The 15,582-nt window shown below is 64.2% G+C and carries 14 protein-coding genes; 7 read left to right on the top strand and 7 right to left on the bottom strand.

From position 1 onward, the window contains the following. Positions 1 to 119: 119 nt before the first annotated feature. Positions 120 to 485, bottom strand: a complete 366-nt coding sequence (locus ACR652_RS26470) for an AprI/Inh family metalloprotease inhibitor (protein WP_434509469.1) — start codon at positions 483 to 485, stop codon at positions 120 to 122. 160 nt (positions 486 to 645) lie between these two features. Here ACR652_RS26470 and hemN point away from each other — a divergent pair, with 160 nt between their 5' ends. After that, positions 646 to 1,992, top strand: a complete 1,347-nt coding sequence (hemN, locus tag ACR652_RS26465; RefSeq protein WP_434509468.1) for an oxygen-independent coproporphyrinogen III oxidase — start codon at positions 646 to 648, stop codon at positions 1,990 to 1,992. Positions 1,993 to 2,022: 30 nt separating this feature from the next. Continuing rightward, entirely contained in the window at positions 2,023 to 2,412 is a 390-nt protein-coding gene (locus ACR652_RS26460; protein WP_434509467.1) for a hypothetical protein, read from the top strand. Here ACR652_RS26460 and ACR652_RS26455 read toward each other — a convergent pair. Beyond that, entirely contained in the window at positions 2,352 to 3,380 is a 1,029-nt protein-coding gene (locus ACR652_RS26455; RefSeq protein ID WP_434509466.1) for a sterol desaturase family protein, read from the bottom strand. The genes ACR652_RS26460 and ACR652_RS26455 overlap by 61 nt on opposite strands. A 129-nt stretch (positions 3,381 to 3,509) precedes the next feature. On the opposite strand from ACR652_RS26455, the gene ACR652_RS26450 reads away from it, so the two are divergent. The 4 genes from ACR652_RS26450 (at position 3,510) to ACR652_RS26435 (ending at position 7,006) form a co-directional block, all read left to right on the top strand. Further along, on the top strand, positions 3,510 to 3,638 hold the full coding sequence (locus ACR652_RS26450) for a hypothetical protein (protein ID WP_434509465.1): 129 nt from the start codon (positions 3,510 to 3,512) through the stop codon (positions 3,636 to 3,638). Positions 3,639 to 3,725: 87 nt separating this feature from the next. Beyond that, complete coding sequence (locus ACR652_RS26445; RefSeq protein ID WP_434509464.1) at positions 3,726 to 4,823, top strand: ATP-dependent DNA helicase; 1,098 nt, start codon at positions 3,726 to 3,728, stop codon at positions 4,821 to 4,823. A 24-nt stretch (positions 4,824 to 4,847) separates the two neighbouring features. Next, a complete protein-coding gene (locus tag ACR652_RS26440) occupies positions 4,848 to 5,135 on the top strand; it encodes a hypothetical protein (RefSeq protein WP_434509463.1) in 288 nt (95 codons plus the stop codon). 386 nt (positions 5,136 to 5,521) lie between these two features. Then, positions 5,522 to 7,006: an outer membrane protein gene (locus tag ACR652_RS26435; protein ID WP_434509462.1), complete on the top strand. Its 1,485-nt coding sequence runs from the start codon at positions 5,522 to 5,524 to the stop codon at positions 7,004 to 7,006. A 232-nt stretch (positions 7,007 to 7,238) separates the two neighbouring features. Here ACR652_RS26435 and ACR652_RS26430 read toward each other — a convergent pair whose 3' ends face one another. From ACR652_RS26430 to ACR652_RS26415, 4 genes are all read right to left on the bottom strand, one after another. Further along, positions 7,239 to 8,189, bottom strand: a complete 951-nt coding sequence (locus ACR652_RS26430) for a DUF3037 domain-containing protein (protein ID WP_434509461.1) — start codon at positions 8,187 to 8,189, stop codon at positions 7,239 to 7,241. Further along, positions 8,110 to 8,946, bottom strand: a complete 837-nt coding sequence (locus tag ACR652_RS26425; protein WP_434509460.1) for a HipA family kinase — start codon at positions 8,944 to 8,946, stop codon at positions 8,110 to 8,112. Before ACR652_RS26425 ends, ACR652_RS26430 begins: the two co-directional genes overlap by 80 nt. A gap of 38 nt (positions 8,947 to 8,984) precedes the next feature. Then, positions 8,985 to 12,698 (bottom strand): adenosylcobalamin-dependent ribonucleoside-diphosphate reductase, encoded by a 3,714-nt coding sequence (locus ACR652_RS26420; RefSeq protein ID WP_434509459.1) that lies wholly within the window; start codon positions 12,696 to 12,698, stop codon positions 8,985 to 8,987. Between the two features lie 441 nt (positions 12,699 to 13,139). Next, positions 13,140 to 13,691 carry a hypothetical protein gene (locus tag ACR652_RS26415; RefSeq protein WP_434509458.1) on the bottom strand — a complete coding sequence of 184 codons (552 nt, stop codon included), beginning with the start codon at positions 13,689 to 13,691 and terminating at the stop codon, positions 13,140 to 13,142. 132 nt (positions 13,692 to 13,823) lie between these two features. On the opposite strand from ACR652_RS26415, the gene ACR652_RS26410 reads away from it, so the two are divergent. Continuing rightward, a complete protein-coding gene (locus ACR652_RS26410) occupies positions 13,824 to 14,711 on the top strand; it encodes a GNAT family N-acetyltransferase (RefSeq protein WP_434509457.1) in 888 nt (295 codons plus the stop codon). A 3-nt stretch (positions 14,712 to 14,714) separates the two neighbouring features. Here ACR652_RS26410 and ACR652_RS26405 read toward each other — a convergent pair whose 3' ends face one another. Then, positions 14,715 to 15,479 (bottom strand): lysophospholipid acyltransferase family protein, encoded by a 765-nt coding sequence (locus ACR652_RS26405; protein ID WP_434509456.1) that lies wholly within the window; start codon positions 15,477 to 15,479, stop codon positions 14,715 to 14,717. Positions 15,480 to 15,582 lie beyond the last annotated feature (103 nt).

Genomic DNA, 15,582 nt, shown 5'->3' with positions numbered 1-15,582 from the left:
TTCAGCTTTCCGCCGCCTCCTCCCCGCCCCTCTCTGGCGGCGGATAACGAGCCTCCCGGAGAAATCCGGGAGGCTCTATTTCTGTCGGGACGCTCAGATCGACGTCCCGGCCCCGGTTCTCAGGGGATCGGCTTGAACGCAAGCGCCGCCTTGCCGCCTTCCTTTGCGTCGCGGCGCCAGACGCCGGCGTCGTCCTTCTCGAAATGGGCCTTGTGCCCCTTGCGGGCGGTGAGCGCCAGACGGCCATGATCAATGGCCCATTTCACGGGATCGAACACGACGATGCCATTGTCCCGGCAGGCCGGGGCAAGCTGCGCGCTGCCGCCGCCCTTCAGGGTCAGCATGCAGCCCGTGTCCTTGTCGTCGCGCAGCACCGAGTAGCGTCCGGCGATCTCGCCGGCGGCGAACGCGCCCGCAAGCGGCGCAAGAACGAACGCCGCAGCCGCGCAGAGGCCAAGCCGCACGCTCGAAGGGGTTGTCGACATCGACGCTAGCTCCCTGGGACAGACAGAATCGAATCAAGTCTGCCCTTTTCGGGGCCGGGTTGCAAAACCCAAAGCTCGCGGGCGCGGTAATGTGAAGCAGTGCGCGGGAAAGGCCCGCGCGTTAAGGTCCCGCAACTCAGCCCCACAGGAACATTGGGTCATGGATCGGGCCTCTCTCGCTCTCGCCGAACGCTCCGCGCCGCGTTACACGAGCTATCCGACCGCGCCGCATTTCTCGAAGGAGATTGGCGACGCCGAGATGCGCGGCTGGCTGGGGGCGCTCGATCCGCACGCGTCGCTGTCGCTTTATTTCCACGTGCCCTTCTGCCGTGACATCTGCGCCTATTGCGCCTGCCACACCAAGGCCGTGCGCCAGGAGGCGCCGCTCACCGCCTATAAGGAAACGTTGCTGCGCGAAGTCGAGATGACCGCGCAGGCGACCCGCGCCCGCGGCGTCGTCAGCATTCACTGGGGCGGGGGCACGCCCAGCATTCTCGGCCCGTCGCGCTTCGGCGAAATCGTCGAGCGGCTGCGCGACCTGTTCGAGGTCACCCCCGAAACCGAACACGCCATCGAGCTCGATCCGCGTCTTCTCGACGCGCCGATGGTAGAGGCGCTGGCGAAGGCGGGGATCAACCGCGCCTCCTTCGGCGTGCAGGACCTCAACGAACATGTGCAGGAGGCGGCGGGCCGCATCCAGCCCTTCGAGGTCGTGGCGCGGGCCGTCGCCATGATGCGCGCCGCCGGCGTCACCGCGATCAATCTGGACCTCATGTATGGCTTGCCCGGCCAGAGCGTCGAGGACGTGTCGCGCACCGCGGCGATGGCCGCCTCCCTCGAGCCGCAGCGACTCGCCGTGTTCGGCTATGCCCATGTGCCGTGGTTCAAGGCCAACCAGAAGCTGATCGACGCCTCGGCGCTCCCCGGCGCCGCCGAGCGGCTCGCCCAGGCGGCGGCGGTGCGCCGCGCGCTGGAGCGCGAGAGCTATGAGGCAATCGGACTCGACCATTTCGCGCGGCCGCACGACCCGCTCGCCGTGGCGGCGCGCGAAGGCCGGATGCGGCGCAATTTCCAGGGCTATACGATCGACAGCGCCACGGCGTTGCTGCCGTTTGGCGTCTCCGCCATCGGACGCCTGCCGCAGGGCTTCGTCGGCAATGCGACCGATCTCGCCGGCTGGCGCCGCGCCATCGAGGCGGATCGCTTCCCTGTCACGCGGGGCCTTGCCTTTTCGGTCGAGGACCTCGCGCGCGGCGACGTGATCGAGCGGCTGATGTGCGATTTCTCGGTGGACTTCGGCGCCGTCGCGCAGGAGCATGGGTTCGCGGCGGACGCCTTCGACGACGCCCGCGTGGCGCTGCGCCATCTCGAGGCCGATGGGGTCGTGACCCTCGAGGCGCGGCGCGTCACGGTGACGGAGCGCGGCAGACCTTTCGTGCGCCTTGCCGCTGCGGCCTTCGACGCCTATCTGGAAGGCTCCGCCGCACGCCATTCCGCGGCGGTCTGATCGCCGGGCAGGGGGCGGACAGGAGGGCGCATGTCCCCGTCGACGCTCTATCTCGCCAAGCTCATGGGCGCCTATTCGCTTTTCGCGGCGGCGTGGATGTTCTGGCGCCGCGAGGCGGCGCTGGCGCTCGTCGACCGTATTTCCAACGATCCCGTTTTCGAGTCGATGATCGGCACGCTGCGGCTCGTGGTGGGGCTGGCCATCGTGATCGGCCACAATCGCTGGGATGGATGGGTCGAGGCGCTGGTGTCGCTCCTCGGCTGGATCGCCGTGGCCAGCGGGCTCGCGACCATGTTCCTCCCGACGGGGACTTTGCGGGATATGGTGGCCTGGTTGCGCTTCAAGGAAAAGCTGCCGCTCTACGCGCTGGTCTCGACGCTGCTCGGCGCGGCGCTGTTCATCGGCGGAGTCGCCGCCTGACGAGCGCCGCGCGCCGGCGCCAGGGCGCGGACGACATTCCCGAACGGCGCCAGGAACAGCTCGGTGAGGGCATGGGGGTCCGCCTCCTTTTCGAGCACGCCGAATGTCAGGCGCGGGGATTCGCGCTCGGGGAGGATCAGCGTCCCGAACAGCCAGTCGAACAGCGCCAGGCAATTCCCCAGATTGCTGTTGTAGTGCGCCGGATTGATCGAGTGGTGAAGCTGGTGATGCGCGGGGCTCATCAGCAGGCGGCCCGGAAGGCCGCGCAGGGGCAGCCAGACCTCCGAATGCTGGAGATTGGCGAACGTATAAAAGAATGCCGCCACAAGTATATTCGTGCCGGCGACGGAGAAGCTCTCCGGCGTTCCCCCCAGCGCGTATCGGGTCGCGCCCAGCGCCAGCCCGACGGAGAGCGCAACGATATTCGAGAACAGGAGCGAATCGAGCGGATGGACGCGCCAGACGGTGAAGGGCGTCAGCCGTTCGGCTGTGTGGTGCGTCTTGTGCGTCTCCCACAGGACGGGGATGCGATGCTTGAGGTAATGGTCGAGCCAGTAGCCGAATTCCATGGCGAGAAAGACGACCAGGGTGACGAGGCCGCGCGCCGCCCATTCGGGCGCGGCCGTCGCCGTGCGCGCGCCAAAGGCGCCGGTGAGCGCGTCCTGCACCGCGTCGACGACCTCCACGCTCGTCAGGCAGGCCCAGCCGATCAGGAAGACGGTCACGAACACATTGACGAAGAAATACAGGATGTCCGCGCGGGTGGAGCGGTGCGTGAGCAGCCGGCGCGAGAGAAAGGCCCGCGCCAGCGGCTTCAGCCCCACATGGCCGCGCCGGCGTTTCCGGCTCCAGGCGAGATAGCTGAAACCCAGCAGGAAGCCGGCGGCAAGCGCATAGACTGAAAAATGCGACCCGGGCGCCAGCAGTTGGGCCTGCAACTTCGCGGCGAGGTAGGCAGAAAGGTCCATATCCGCCGCTCATTGTCTGATTTCCGGCTTTTTCGAACCTAGGCGCGAAGCGTAAATTTCCGGCCAATGCGTCCGGGGGGCTGCCGGCGTTGCGAAAAGGCGGTGGGGGCCGCGCGCGGGAGATTGGCCATGGACGAAAAAGAACTCCTGAAAAACCCGCGCTTCGTCGCGATCTGGATCGCCATCTGGGTCGGCATGCTGCTCGCGATCGAGAACATCATCACCAAAATCAATCTGTTGATGCAGCTCGGAGACTGAGCCGCCCGAGTTTTCACGCCGTCTTGTGACGGCGGGCGGCCTCCGGCATCGTGCATGTTCACGATTCGATCCCTATCTCGAGGAACAATGCCCGTCTGGACCCCCGAGCAGGATAATGCGCTGAACGCCGTCGCCCGCTGGCTCGAGACGCCGCGCGGGCCGCAGGTGTTCCGCCTGTTCGGCTATGCGGGCACGGGCAAGTCGACGCTCGCGCTGCATCTCGCCGAACATGTGGACGGCGACGTGGCCTTCGCCGCCTTCACGGGCAAGGCCGCGCTGGTCATGCGCTCCAAGGGCTGCAAGGACGCGCGCACCATTCACAGCCTGATCTACCGCGCCACCGACACCGAAACGGAGGAGCCGTCCTTCGTGCTGAACGACGACAGCGACGCGGCCCACGCCAAACTCATCGTCATCGACGAATGTTCGATGGTCGACGAGGAACTCGGCCGCGATCTCCTCTCATTCGGCAAGAAGGTGCTGGTGCTCGGCGATCCGGCGCAGTTGCCGCCGGTGACGGGCGGCGGATTCTTCACCGAGGCCGAGCCGGACGTCATGCTCACGCACGTCCATCGACAGGCGGCGGACAACCCCATCATCCGCCTGTCCATGACGATCCGCGAGGGCGGGGTCCTCGCGCGCGGCGTTTATGGCGAGACGCGCGTCGTCGGCCGCGCCGACCTCGATCCGGCGCTCGTGACCGGCGCCGATCAGGTGCTCGTCGGCCGCAACAAGACGCGGCGCGCCTATAACGGCCGGCTGCGCGAGCTGCGCGGATTCACCGGCGTGTTTCCGCAATCCGGCGAGAAGCTCGTGTGCCTGCGGAACAATCGCAAGAAGGGCCTGCTCAACGGCGCGCTGTTCACCGTGAAAAGCGCCGGCGCGCTGCGGCGGGGCAAGATCAGAATGCTGGTGACGCCGGAGGAGGGTGAAGCGGGGAAATTCCAGCGCGTCTCGGTCATTCCGCAATTCTTCGAGGGCGGGGAGGGGGAGATTCCCTATGCGCTGCGCAAGGACTCGGATGAATTCGATTTCGGTTATGCGCTCACCGTGCACAAGGCGCAGGGGTCGCAATGGGACAGTGTCACGCTGTTTGACGAGTCGTTCGCCTTCCGTGAACATCGGGCGCGCTGGCTTTATACGGGCGTGACACGCGCTGCAAAGCAGTTGACTCTCGTTACATGAGATATTCCCTGACGGAGACGTCCGTTGCCCTGTATTGAAATGCATCGGTTGAGCGACGGCGCCGTCTATCGCTTCCTGCCACAGGCGCCCGCGGCCGATGGCTCCCCGCGCTATCGTCGGGCCGACAAGGACATCTGGATTTTGCGGGACCCCGATTTCGGCTGGATCGTCTGGGACGCCGGCGAACAGGCGCTCATGGGGCGGCCCTGGGCGGTTGCGCTTAAGGATCAGGGCGCCGCGCCGCCGGAATGCGTCTGGGTGAGCCGGAAGGACGCCAACGCCTTCGTGTATCGGCTGGTGAACGTGGCGTGACGCCCGGCGCGCGCCAGGAAGCTGGCGCGAGCGTGACAATTTCGTCAAATGCCGAATATCGAGCCCGTAATGGCGGCGAGACGCCCCAACAGCGCGTCCGCCGAGCGCAGAATCACTGGCTGATTCTCGCGCCCGACTGAGCCCTTCCTGTCAAATGGCAAGCGCGCGCCGCGTGTTTTTTCCACAGCGCGCCGCGTCCTGAACGCCGACCTTGCCCCGGTTTGGCTAATTTGAGGCCGAATTTGTGACTTTCGGATCACAGGTAACGGTCAATGCAAAATCATGGTTACATTTCTTTTGACTGTACGCACCGTTTTCAATCCTGATGTGTGACAGAAGCGCCGCATGGAGCTTCCGGCCCTCTTTCGAACCCGGTGCGTTCACCAATGAAAAAGCTTTTCTCATCGGTCGCCTCGCTGGCGATTCTCGCGAATTCCGCGTTTGCGGCGGATCTTCCCTACCGCAAGGCTCCCCCGCCGCCCCCGCCGCCGCCGCCGCCGCTCTGGAGCGGCCTGTATGGCGGTCTCAACGCCGGCTATAATTTCGGAACCAACGACGCCATCCGCAACACGGCCTATGGCGTTCCCGTCGGCGTGCCGGGCACGCCTTGCCCGCCCAAGCCCCCGGGCCCGCCGAAGCCCCAGGCCAGCAACGTGCTCGGCGGCGTGAGCGACCAGCTCGCCGCGATGGGCGTCGACGGCACGGCCAGCGCCCGTGTCCACACCGGAGAGCGCTACGCCGCGAACGACTTTTTCCAGAACGACGGCGACTCCCACTTCAAGTTCGGCAAGGGCTTCAAGAAGATTGGCGAGGAGCTCGGCGAGGTCATCGGCAAGACCGATCTCGGCCATGACGATTGGGGCATGGGCCACGACCACGGCGACAAGGATCACGGCCACGGCGATCACGATCATGATCACGGCGACAAGGATCACGGCCACGGCGATCATGATCACGACCACGGTGACAAGGATCACGGCCATGGCGACCATGACCATGATCACGGCCATGGCGATCACGATCACGGGCATGGCGACCATGACCACGGCCACGGCGATCACGATCACGATCATGGCCACGGCGATCACGATCACGGCCGTGGCGACCATGATCACGGCCACGGCGGCGGCGATCACGGCGGTGGCGGCGATCACGGCGGCGGCGGCTGCTCCAGCCTCGCGAACACGATCCTGTTCAACACCGCGGCTCTGTCGCAGACCAGCACGATCAACAACACGCAGTCCGGCTTCATGGGCGGCGGACAGATCGGCTACAACTATCAGTGGGGTCAGTTCGTCCTCGGTGTGGAGACCGACATTCAGGGTTCGGGGACCCGTGGCGGCGGCTTTGGCGCCGGAACCGGCTTGGCGTCCGGGACGGGCGTGCAGCAGGCCGCCATTGGCGGCGTGACGGTCAACGCGGGCGTCGATTATCTCGGAACCGTGCGTGGCCGCGTCGGCTACCTCGTGATGCCGACGATGCTCGTCTACGCGACCGGCGGTTACACCTACGGCGGCGTTTACGCCAATGTGAACACCTTCTCCAACGTCGCCTGGAATGTTGGGCCGCAGGGCTTCAACCAGAGCTTCTTCGGCGGCGGCCGGCAGAACCAGATCCTGTCCGGCTGGAACGTCGGCGGCGGTGTGGAATGGCTGTTCACGCCCAACTGGTCGGTCAAGGCGGAAGCGATCTACTGGAACCTCGGCAACCTGAATTGCCAGACGGCGTCCTGGGGCGCTTCGCCGACGGGCGGCGTGGGCAGCATGAATATCGGCTCCACCAACGTGAACTATCAGGGCGTGATTGCGCGCGTCGGCGTGAACTATCACCTCAACTGGGCGCCGATGGCGCCGGTGATGGCGAGCTACTGATCAGGCGCCGCCTGATCGGTTGACTGCCGAACATGAGAAAAGCCCGGCCGCACGCGGCCGGGCTTTTTTGTTTTGAGGAACGTAGTACGGCGGAGCCGCTCGGCCGTCGGTGGAGTGTGCGCGGGCGGTGTTCCGCGCGTTTTACAGGCGCCGAAGGCTATCCCCCGCGCACGGGCACGGGCACGGGCACGGAGTTGCAGCCCCGCTATGGTTGCACTCACATCAAGGGAGGTTAGTGGAAAAAACTCTCTCCAGGCGTAGAGAAAAACTTTGTCCTTCGCTTCGTTTCAATAGGCGTCGCCAATATGGAGAGGGCGTGCACGAATCGCAATCGGTCCTGCTCACTTGCCCAATTGACCAGCTCAGCTCCCTGATGGGCCGCAGCTTCAAGTGATGGCTTAGCAATGTTCTCAAGTGCAGCAGAAGCTGAATAAACCAAGCGTCCCTTAGTCTGTTCGCTGCCGAATCGCATCCGGGCGCGTTCGAGAACAAGTGCAGAAACCGCAATTTCAGAAACGGCCTTGCGAAACGCGTTTTCTCCACCGGAAGCGTCAACTGTTTCTACCACGTGATAAGATCCGTTTCGGAGGACCATATCGGCAATCAAACCTTCGTCGAGTTCGACGCCTGTAACAATACGATGAGATTCTAGATTTTCGCCCTTCTTGGCGAGGACGCGCTGCTTTTTGAACACGTTCCGAATCTGAGTTAACAGCTTCGATTTCTTGGGGCGGGCTCGCACATGACCGGGTTCCGGTTCCACAAAGCGTTGCAAGATCGAAGAAATACGGTCTTCGTAAGTGCCCGCATCTTCTGCTTGGAATGAGCCAAGCCGAGAAAACGAAAGCGTATCGGTTTTTGCTAGGAGGTCGAAACGTTGTTCAAAAGTCAGATTGCCTTGCCGACGATTGCTCTCGTCAACCCTTGTAAGGTTAATGAGCAAGTCGGAAAGTGCGTCTAAATCCAACGCTTGGGAAATGACCTTGACGCGCTCAAGTCGCTTGCAAGCGCGGATGTCAACACCAGAGTGACTCATCACTGCGACGCCAACATTCAAGCTCTCGCCACGGAACTCGTCGGGCGAGAATCGAATAATTGCGAAGTTATAAGAGTGAGCCATCGCATAAGCCGTTACGTAGCCGTTCCATTTTTCTGGCTCTCCCGCCATTGACCCACCAGTCAACGAACTGCTCCTTTTCTACTGGTGGCAGCCAATTATCGGGGGTGGAATCGAGAATCCGGGTTATCGATCCCCGAGCAACTCTTTCGAGCTTATCGACTAGCGCAAGAGCGGCAGGGAGATCAAATCCGTGCCGTTCTCGAATGCGGCGGGCTGTGAATATCGTCCCATATCCACCTACCGGGGGAAAAACGTCATATCCTCTTGAAAACAAAGCCCTTGCGTGGTCAATCAAGTAGAGCCGGTAGCGCCCATCGTGTCTGCAACACATGAAATTTTTTTCGTGGCGGTCCACGTTATTGATGAACAGGTCAAAGGCGTAAGATTCTGCTAACACCTGCCGAAGGCCCGGGATTGGAAAGCCAGAGGGAGGAAGTGACATCGAAGTTAGAATAGCGGCTGTATCAACTTTTTCGCCAATCGTAGCAATTTGGCGAGACCCGAAAACGAGGGTGCCCCTCTGCAGGCGCACGATTTTCGGAGTCGGCACGGGGAGGTTAATTAGCTCTGCAAGTTGCGCAGAAACTAATTCAGAGGCGGCGACGCGGGGTTCTGGATCGTTACCTTTCACAAAATAATAGTGCGTGTCATCTCCCTGCACTTCCGCGAGAATATCCGCGCCTTCCTCCGAAGCAGGAAGCTCCAGGACGGCGTTTATAGGGAAGAAAAAGGCGCGCTCACCATAAGGGTCACCCGAAACAATCGTCCGGGAGAGATATGGCGACGGAGCCTTTACGTGGTCGGTGTTGTGCTCATTCATGGAGACCACCACTGCGCCTTAGCATAGGGCTCGGTCTCTCAACTACACCCCGTCGTGCTCCCGCAGGTCTCGCACTTCAGACACGTCCCGTTCCGCACCAGCGTGAAATTCGCGCATTCGGGGCAGGCCTCGCCGACATAGCCCTTCATCCGCGCCTCGGCGCGCTTCTCCGCGACGCCCTGCACGCTCTTCGTCGGCTCGGTCCAGCCGAGCGTCGAAAGCGCGTCCTCCTCATGCACGACGTCAGGCGTCTCGCGCAGCGCCACCGCGCCGCCCTGCACCACCATCAGCTTGTCTGTCTTGGAGCGCAGCAGGCCGCGCGACACGATCGAATTCGCCTCCGGCGCCTTGCCCTCATGCTCGCCCTTGCCGAGCACGTCGTGGCCGATGTCGTCGGGCGACACATGCGCCAGATCGTTGCGGCCGAGATAGGACACGGCAAGCTCGCGGAACACATAGTCGAGGATCGACGTCGCGTTCTTGATCGCGTCATTGCCCTGGACCGGACCGGCGGGTTCGAAGCGGGTGAAGGTGAAGGCGTCGACATATTCCTCGAGCGGCACGCCATATTGCAGGCCGAGCGAAATCGCGATGGCGAAATTGTTCATCAAGGAGCGGAACGCCGCGCCTTCCTTGTGCATGTCGATGAAGATCTCGCCCAGACGCCCGTCGGCGTATTCGCCCGTGCGCAGATAGACCTTGTGGCCGCCGACGGCCGCCTTCTGCGTATAGCCCTTGCGGCGATCCGGCAGCTTCTCGCGCTCGCGCACCAACTGGTGAATGACGCGCTCGACGATGCGCTCGGACACGCTGGCGGCGCGCGCCGGCATGCTTTGCGCCACAAGCTCCTCGACCTTGTCCTCGTCCTCTTCGTCGCCCTGAATGAGCTGCGCGGAAAGCGGCTGCGACAGTTTCGAGCCGTCGCGATAGAGCGCATTGGCCTTGAGGCCGAGGCGCCAGGACAGGAGATAGGCCTGCTCGCAATCCTCCACGGTCGCGTCATTCGGCATGTTGATGGTCTTGGAGATCGCGCCCGTAATGAAGGGCTGCGCCGCCGCCATCATGCGGATGTGGGAGTCGACCGAGAGATAACGCTTGCCCGTGCGACCGCAGGGATTGGCGCAATCGAACACCGGATAATGTTCGCCCTTCAGGAACGGCGCGCCTTCGAGCGTCATCGCGCCGCAGACATGCACATTCGCCGCCTCGATCTCCTGCTTCGAAAAGCCGAGATGCGTCAGCAGATCGAAATTGCGGTCGTCGAGCTGCTCGGGCGAGACCTTCAGCGCGCCGGTGAGGAAGTCGGCGCCGAGCGTCCATTTGTTGAAGACGAACTTGATGTCGAAGGCCGAGGGCAAAGCGGCCTCGATCGCCGCGATCTTGTCGTCGGTAAAGCCCCTGGCGCGCAGGGACGCCGTGTTGATCGCCGGCGCATTGGCGAGCGACGCATGGCCGACGGCATAAGCCTCGATCTCGGCGATCTCGCTCTCACGATAGCCGAGCGCGCGCAGGCCCTCCGGCACGGCGCGGTTGACGATCTTCAGATAGCCGCCGCCCGCGAGCTTCTTGAACTTCACCAGGGCGAAGTCGGGCTCGATGCCGGTCGTGTCGCAATCCATCACGAGGCCGATGGTGCCGGTCGGCGCGACGACCGTGACCTGCGCGTTACGGAAGCCGTAAAGCTCGCCCTGCGCCAGCGCCTTGTCCCAGGCCGCCGCGGCGCGCTCCATCAGCAGCGGATCGGGGCAGGCCGGATAATCCAGCGGAACCGGGGGCACATGCAGGCCCTCGTAACCCGCGCGCTCGCCATGCGCGGCGCGACGATGGTTGCGGATCACGCGCAGCATCGCCTCGCGGTTTTCCATGAAGCGGGCGAAGGGGCCGCGCTCCTTCGCCATCTCGGCGGAGGTGGCGTAGCAGACGCCCGTCATGATCGCCGACAGCGCGCCCGCGATGGCGCGTCCGGCCTCGCTGTCATAGGCGACGCCGGACGACATCAGCAGGCCGCCGACATTGGCGTAGCCGAGGCCGAGCGTGCGGTAGTCATAGGAGAGCTGCGCAATTTCCTTCGAGGGGAACTGCGCCATCAGCACCGAGATTTCCAGCACGATGGTCCACAGCCGCACGGCGTGCTCGTAGGAGTCAACGTCGAAGCGGAAGCCGGACCCCCACCCTGACCCTCCCCCTTGCTGGGGGAGGGAATGGGCGCCGCCGTCTTTGCTCCCTCCCCCTGCAAGGGGGAGGGCCGGGGTGGGGGTTCTGAACTGCAACAGGTTCAGCGACGCCAGATTACAGGCCGTGTCGTCGAGGAACATATATTCCGAGCACGGATTGGAGGCGCGAATCTCGCCGCCGGCGGGGCAGGTGTGCCAGTCGTTGATCGTCGTGTGAAACTGGATGCCCGGATCGGCGGAGGCCCAGGCGGCGTAGCCGATCTTGTCCCACAGCGCGCGCGCCTTCACCGTGCGCGCGACCTTGCCGTCGAGACGCTTGATGAGGCTCCAGTCGCCGTCATTCTCCACAGCGTGCAGGAATTCATCCGTCACGCGCACGGAGTTGTTCGAGTTCTGGCCGGAAACGGTCAGATAGGCCTCGCTGTCCCAGTCCGTGTCATAGGTGTCGAACTGGATGTCCTTGTAGCCCTGCCTGGCGAACTGAATGACGCGCTTGATGTAGTTGTCCGCGACCTCATTGCGGCGCGCGAGCTTGATCTCGCGCTTGAGCGCGGGGTTCTTTTCCGGATTGAAGCAGTCGTCGCCGGGACCTTCGCAATTCACGCAGGCGCGCAGGATCGCCTTGAGATGCTTCTTGACGATCTTGGAGCCGGTGACGAGGGACGCGACCTTCTCCTCTTCCTTCACCTTCCAGCCGATGAAGGCTTCAATGTCGGGATGGTCGATATCGACGACCACCATCTTGGCCGCGCGGCGCGTGGTGCCGCCCGACTTGATCGCGCCCGCCGCGCGGTCGCCGATCTTGAGGAAGGACATCAGGCCCGAGGACGAACCGCCGCCGGAGAGCTTCTCCTTCTCGCCGCGCAGTTTCGAGAAATTCGTGCCGGTGCCGGAGCCGTATTTGAACAGCCGCGCCTCGCGCACCCATAGATCCATGATGCCGCCGTCGTTGACGAGATCGTCCTCGATCGACTGGATGAAGCAGGCGTGCGGCTGCGGATGCTCATAGGCCGACTTCGACTTCACCATCTTGCCATTGGCGTAGTCGACGTAGAAATGGCCCTGGCTCGGCCCGTCGACGCCATAGGCCCAGTGCAGGCCGGTGTTGAACCACTGCGGCGAATTGGGCGCCGCCATCTGCGTCGCCAGCATGTAGCGCAGCTCGTCGCTGAAAGCCTGCGCGTCATCCTCGCTGTCGAAATAGCCGCCCTTCCAGCCCCAATAGGTCCAGGCGCCGGCGAGGCGGTCGAAGACCTGCCGCGCGGAAATCTCAGAGGTGTAGCGCTCCGCTTTCGGCAGTTCGGCGAGCGCCTCCGTATCGGCGATGGAGCGCCACAGGAAGGAGGGGAGGCTCGTCTCCTCGACCTTTTTCAGCCGAGCCGGTACGCCCGCCTTGCGGAAATATTTCTGCGCGAGCACATCGGCCGCGACCTGGCTCCACTGGGCGGGAACCTCGATGTTGTCGAGCGAAAACACGACGGACCCGTCGGGATTGCGGATCTCGCTCTTCGTCGTCTTGAACTCGATAGACGCGTAAGGAGACTCGCCCGCCGTGGTGTAACGCCGCTCGATCTTCATCTCATCAATCTCCTCAAGGCGCGGGACCAAAAACCCGCGCGAAGCCGTTCGCCGGCCAAGCGACGCCGTGATCGCCGAAAATCAAACTCGAAGGAGGCGCGCCGTCCACGCGCGAACCAGAGGGACGCGCGACGGGTACGCCGAAACCGAGGATTACACGCAGGAAAAGCGACGCTCACGTCCGGCTCACGCCCCAGACGGCCGCACGTCCCTAAGAACGTCCGCCGTTGCGCCATTTCCTGTTCCTCCAAACTGCGCGAGTCTCGACCCAGCGTCAAGATATTGTGTCGGATATTAACAGGCAGACAATATGTGGAGAAACTAGTGGATATTGGGGACAAGTCCAGCCATCGGCTCGCGCCATGCCCTCAAGGGAGGCTCAACCAGAGAGCGAGATTCGGCAAGCCGCCTTTTGCGGCGAAAGGCGCCTCTTTCAAGGGCTTACCGGCAGGCGGCGTCCGGCGCCGGCTGGAGCAGGAAGCTGCGGTTCTCGGCGTTGTCCGGGCTCAGATAGAGAAAGGTCCGTCCGTCGGTCGGGCCGGGCAGCTCCAGCCGCTCCCTGACCGTCAGCATGAGGCCGGCGCTTTTCTGGGCGATTTCAAAGGCGCCGGGGTCCGTCTGCGACAGGCGGCAGGCGCGCGGGCCGTCCTCGCCGCTTTTGCACAGGGGCGCCTTGACCGCCGAGAGCGAGGCGTTGCAGGCGAGCCCGATCTTGTCCCAATAGCAGGCGCCGATGGTGCTGAAGGCCGTTTCGTCCGCCCACATGACCAGCAGGGCGTCGGCGAGAACGGGCCGCTGTTCGCCCGGCGTTTCGGGCACGTTGGTCTTGGTCACGAGCAGGGTGGCGCGGCGCACGATCTGCCCGCGATGGGCCTTCAGCCAGCCGGCGTCATAGACGCGCTCATAGCAGCCGGCGAGGGGAACAATCTCCTCGGCGCCGGCGGGCGGCGCCAGAAACGCCAGACAAGCCGCCGCAAGGACCATACGCCGCAAATTCATCATCGCCTCCGGAATCGGCGCGAAACTAGTGGCTTGCCGCCACGCTGTCGACCGCGCGCCGCGTCACAAAAGTTTTGCCCAGACGTGGTGAATGCTTATCCAGCAGCGCGGGAGAGAGAATTGCGGATGTGGACCAGCTCGGGCATGAACCGGACGATCGCCGCCTTGACGAATCTGCAACCGCCGTCGCCGCAAACCGCGTTTCTCGACGAAACGCTCGGCCGCATGGGCTCGCTCGAGGCGCGCCTGGCGCGCGGCAAGAAGGAAATCCGCAAGGCGCAGCGCCTCCGCTATGACGTCTTCTACAAGGAAGGCGGCGCGATCCCCGACCCCAAAACCGCCTTCACGCGGCGCGACGCGGATCGCTTCGACAAATATTGCGAACATCTGATCGTCATCGACCATGCCTGGACAAACAGATTCGGCAAGGTGAAGCCGAAGATCGTCGGCGCCTATCGCCTTCTTCGCGGCGACATGGCGCAGAAGGCCGGCGGCTTCTATTCGGCTGGCGAATACGACATCGCGCCGCTGCTCGCGCGCCACGCCGGCAAGCGCATTCTGGAACTTGGCCGCTCCTGTGTTCTCGAGTCTCACCGCAGCAAGCGCGCCATCGAGCTGCTGTGGCGCGGGCTGCTGGCCTATATCCGCGCGCATCGCATCGACGTGCTGATCGGCTGCGCGAGCTTTCCCGGCGTCAGCCCGCGCGCCCATGCGGAGGCGCTGAGCTATCTCGCGCATTACGCCGGGGCCGAAGGCGAATGGCGGGTGCGGGCGCACAGCGATCTCTATCTGCCCATGGCGATGATCGCCAAGGACGCGCTCGACGAAAAGAGCGCGCGCGAAGCGCTGTCGCCGTTGATCAAGGGCTATCTGCGGCTGGGCGCGCGCTTCGGCGACGGCGCCGTGGTGGACATCAAGTTCAATACGACGGATGTCTTCGTGGTGATGCCGGTCGATCGGATCGGCGCGCGCTACATCGAGCATTTCAGCGCGCCCGAGCGACGCGCCGCTTAGCGATCAGCCTCGCAGCGTCTCCAGAAGCGCCCGCACCTGCGTCTCCGCCTCGGAAGCGAGGGTCTTGCGATCCTTGCCGTTCGCAGCGATCGGCGCGCCGAAGGCGATGCGGCAGGTCACGCCGCCGCGCCTCATCAGGCTCCACAGATGCGGCAGGAAGGTCATGTCGCCATACCAGCCGACATCGACCGGCCGCGCGCCGTCCGTATAGAGAATGGCCGCCGGCGCGACGGTCGCTCCGCCCTCGAACTGTTGCAGCGCATCGAAATGCGCTGGCCTGAAGCCGAGAACGCCGCTTCCGTCGCTCGACGTCCCTTCCGGAAAGACGACAAGGTCGCGGCCCTCGCGCAGCGCGCTGCAGAGCGCGGCGTTGACGCGGGGAATATCCTTTCGCGAGCCGCGCGGCACGAAGACCGTCCCCTGAAGTCGCGCGAGGAACCCAAGAACCGGCCAATGCGCCACCTCGCTTTTCGCCAGAAAGACGAAGGGTGCGACGCTCGCCAGCGCGATGATGTCGGTCCATGAGACATGGTTGGACACGACGAAGCGGGGCGCCGCCGCGGGGAGGGCGCCTTGCGGTTCGACCCTGACGCCGATGGTCGCGCAGATCAGGCGGCAGAAGCCGGTCTGGATGGCGTGCTGGATCGCCCATCCCCGCCGCCGCGCGAGCGCCTGAACCGGAACGAGGAACAGGAAGGCGGCCGACAGGGTGGCAAGAAAGGCGAGGGCGCGGATATAGGGCATGCCGGGCTGATCGCGCCCCGACAAGACGGCCGTGTGACAGCGGCAAGGAGGGGCGTGAGCAAATCCCTCCCGGCCGCCCTTGACGCCGTCCCCGTGGGCGCCCTTATGTGCACAGCCGCCGCGCTGG

The organism is Methylocystis sp., assembly GCF_051061225.1.
Classification (GTDB): domain Bacteria; phylum Pseudomonadota; class Alphaproteobacteria; order Rhizobiales; family Beijerinckiaceae; genus Methylocystis.
The sequence above is the reverse complement of the archived record's forward strand: the minus strand, read 5'-3'. Positions and strand labels throughout refer to the sequence as shown.

Coding starts and splice junctions, on each gene's coding strand:
- ACR652_RS26470 (WP_434509469.1), bottom strand. CDS start 485: ATGTCGACAACCCCTTCGAGCGTGCGGCTTGGCCTCTGCGCGGCTGCG.
- hemN (WP_434509468.1), top strand. CDS start 646: ATGGATCGGGCCTCTCTCGCTCTCGCCGAACGCTCCGCGCCGCGTTAC.
- ACR652_RS26460 (WP_434509467.1), top strand. CDS start 2,023: ATGTCCCCGTCGACGCTCTATCTCGCCAAGCTCATGGGCGCCTATTCG.
- ACR652_RS26455 (WP_434509466.1), bottom strand. CDS start 3,380: ATGGACCTTTCTGCCTACCTCGCCGCGAAGTTGCAGGCCCAACTGCTG.
- ACR652_RS26450 (WP_434509465.1), top strand. CDS start 3,510: ATGGACGAAAAAGAACTCCTGAAAAACCCGCGCTTCGTCGCGATCTGG.
- ACR652_RS26445 (WP_434509464.1), top strand. CDS start 3,726: ATGCCCGTCTGGACCCCCGAGCAGGATAATGCGCTGAACGCCGTCGCC.
- ACR652_RS26435 (WP_434509462.1), top strand. CDS start 5,522: ATGAAAAAGCTTTTCTCATCGGTCGCCTCGCTGGCGATTCTCGCGAAT.
- ACR652_RS26425 (WP_434509460.1), bottom strand. CDS start 8,946: ATGAATGAGCACAACACCGACCACGTAAAGGCTCCGTCGCCATATCTC.
- ACR652_RS26420 (WP_434509459.1), bottom strand. CDS start 12,698: ATGAAGATCGAGCGGCGTTACACCACGGCGGGCGAGTCTCCTTACGCG.
- ACR652_RS26410 (WP_434509457.1), top strand. CDS start 13,824: ATGTGGACCAGCTCGGGCATGAACCGGACGATCGCCGCCTTGACGAAT.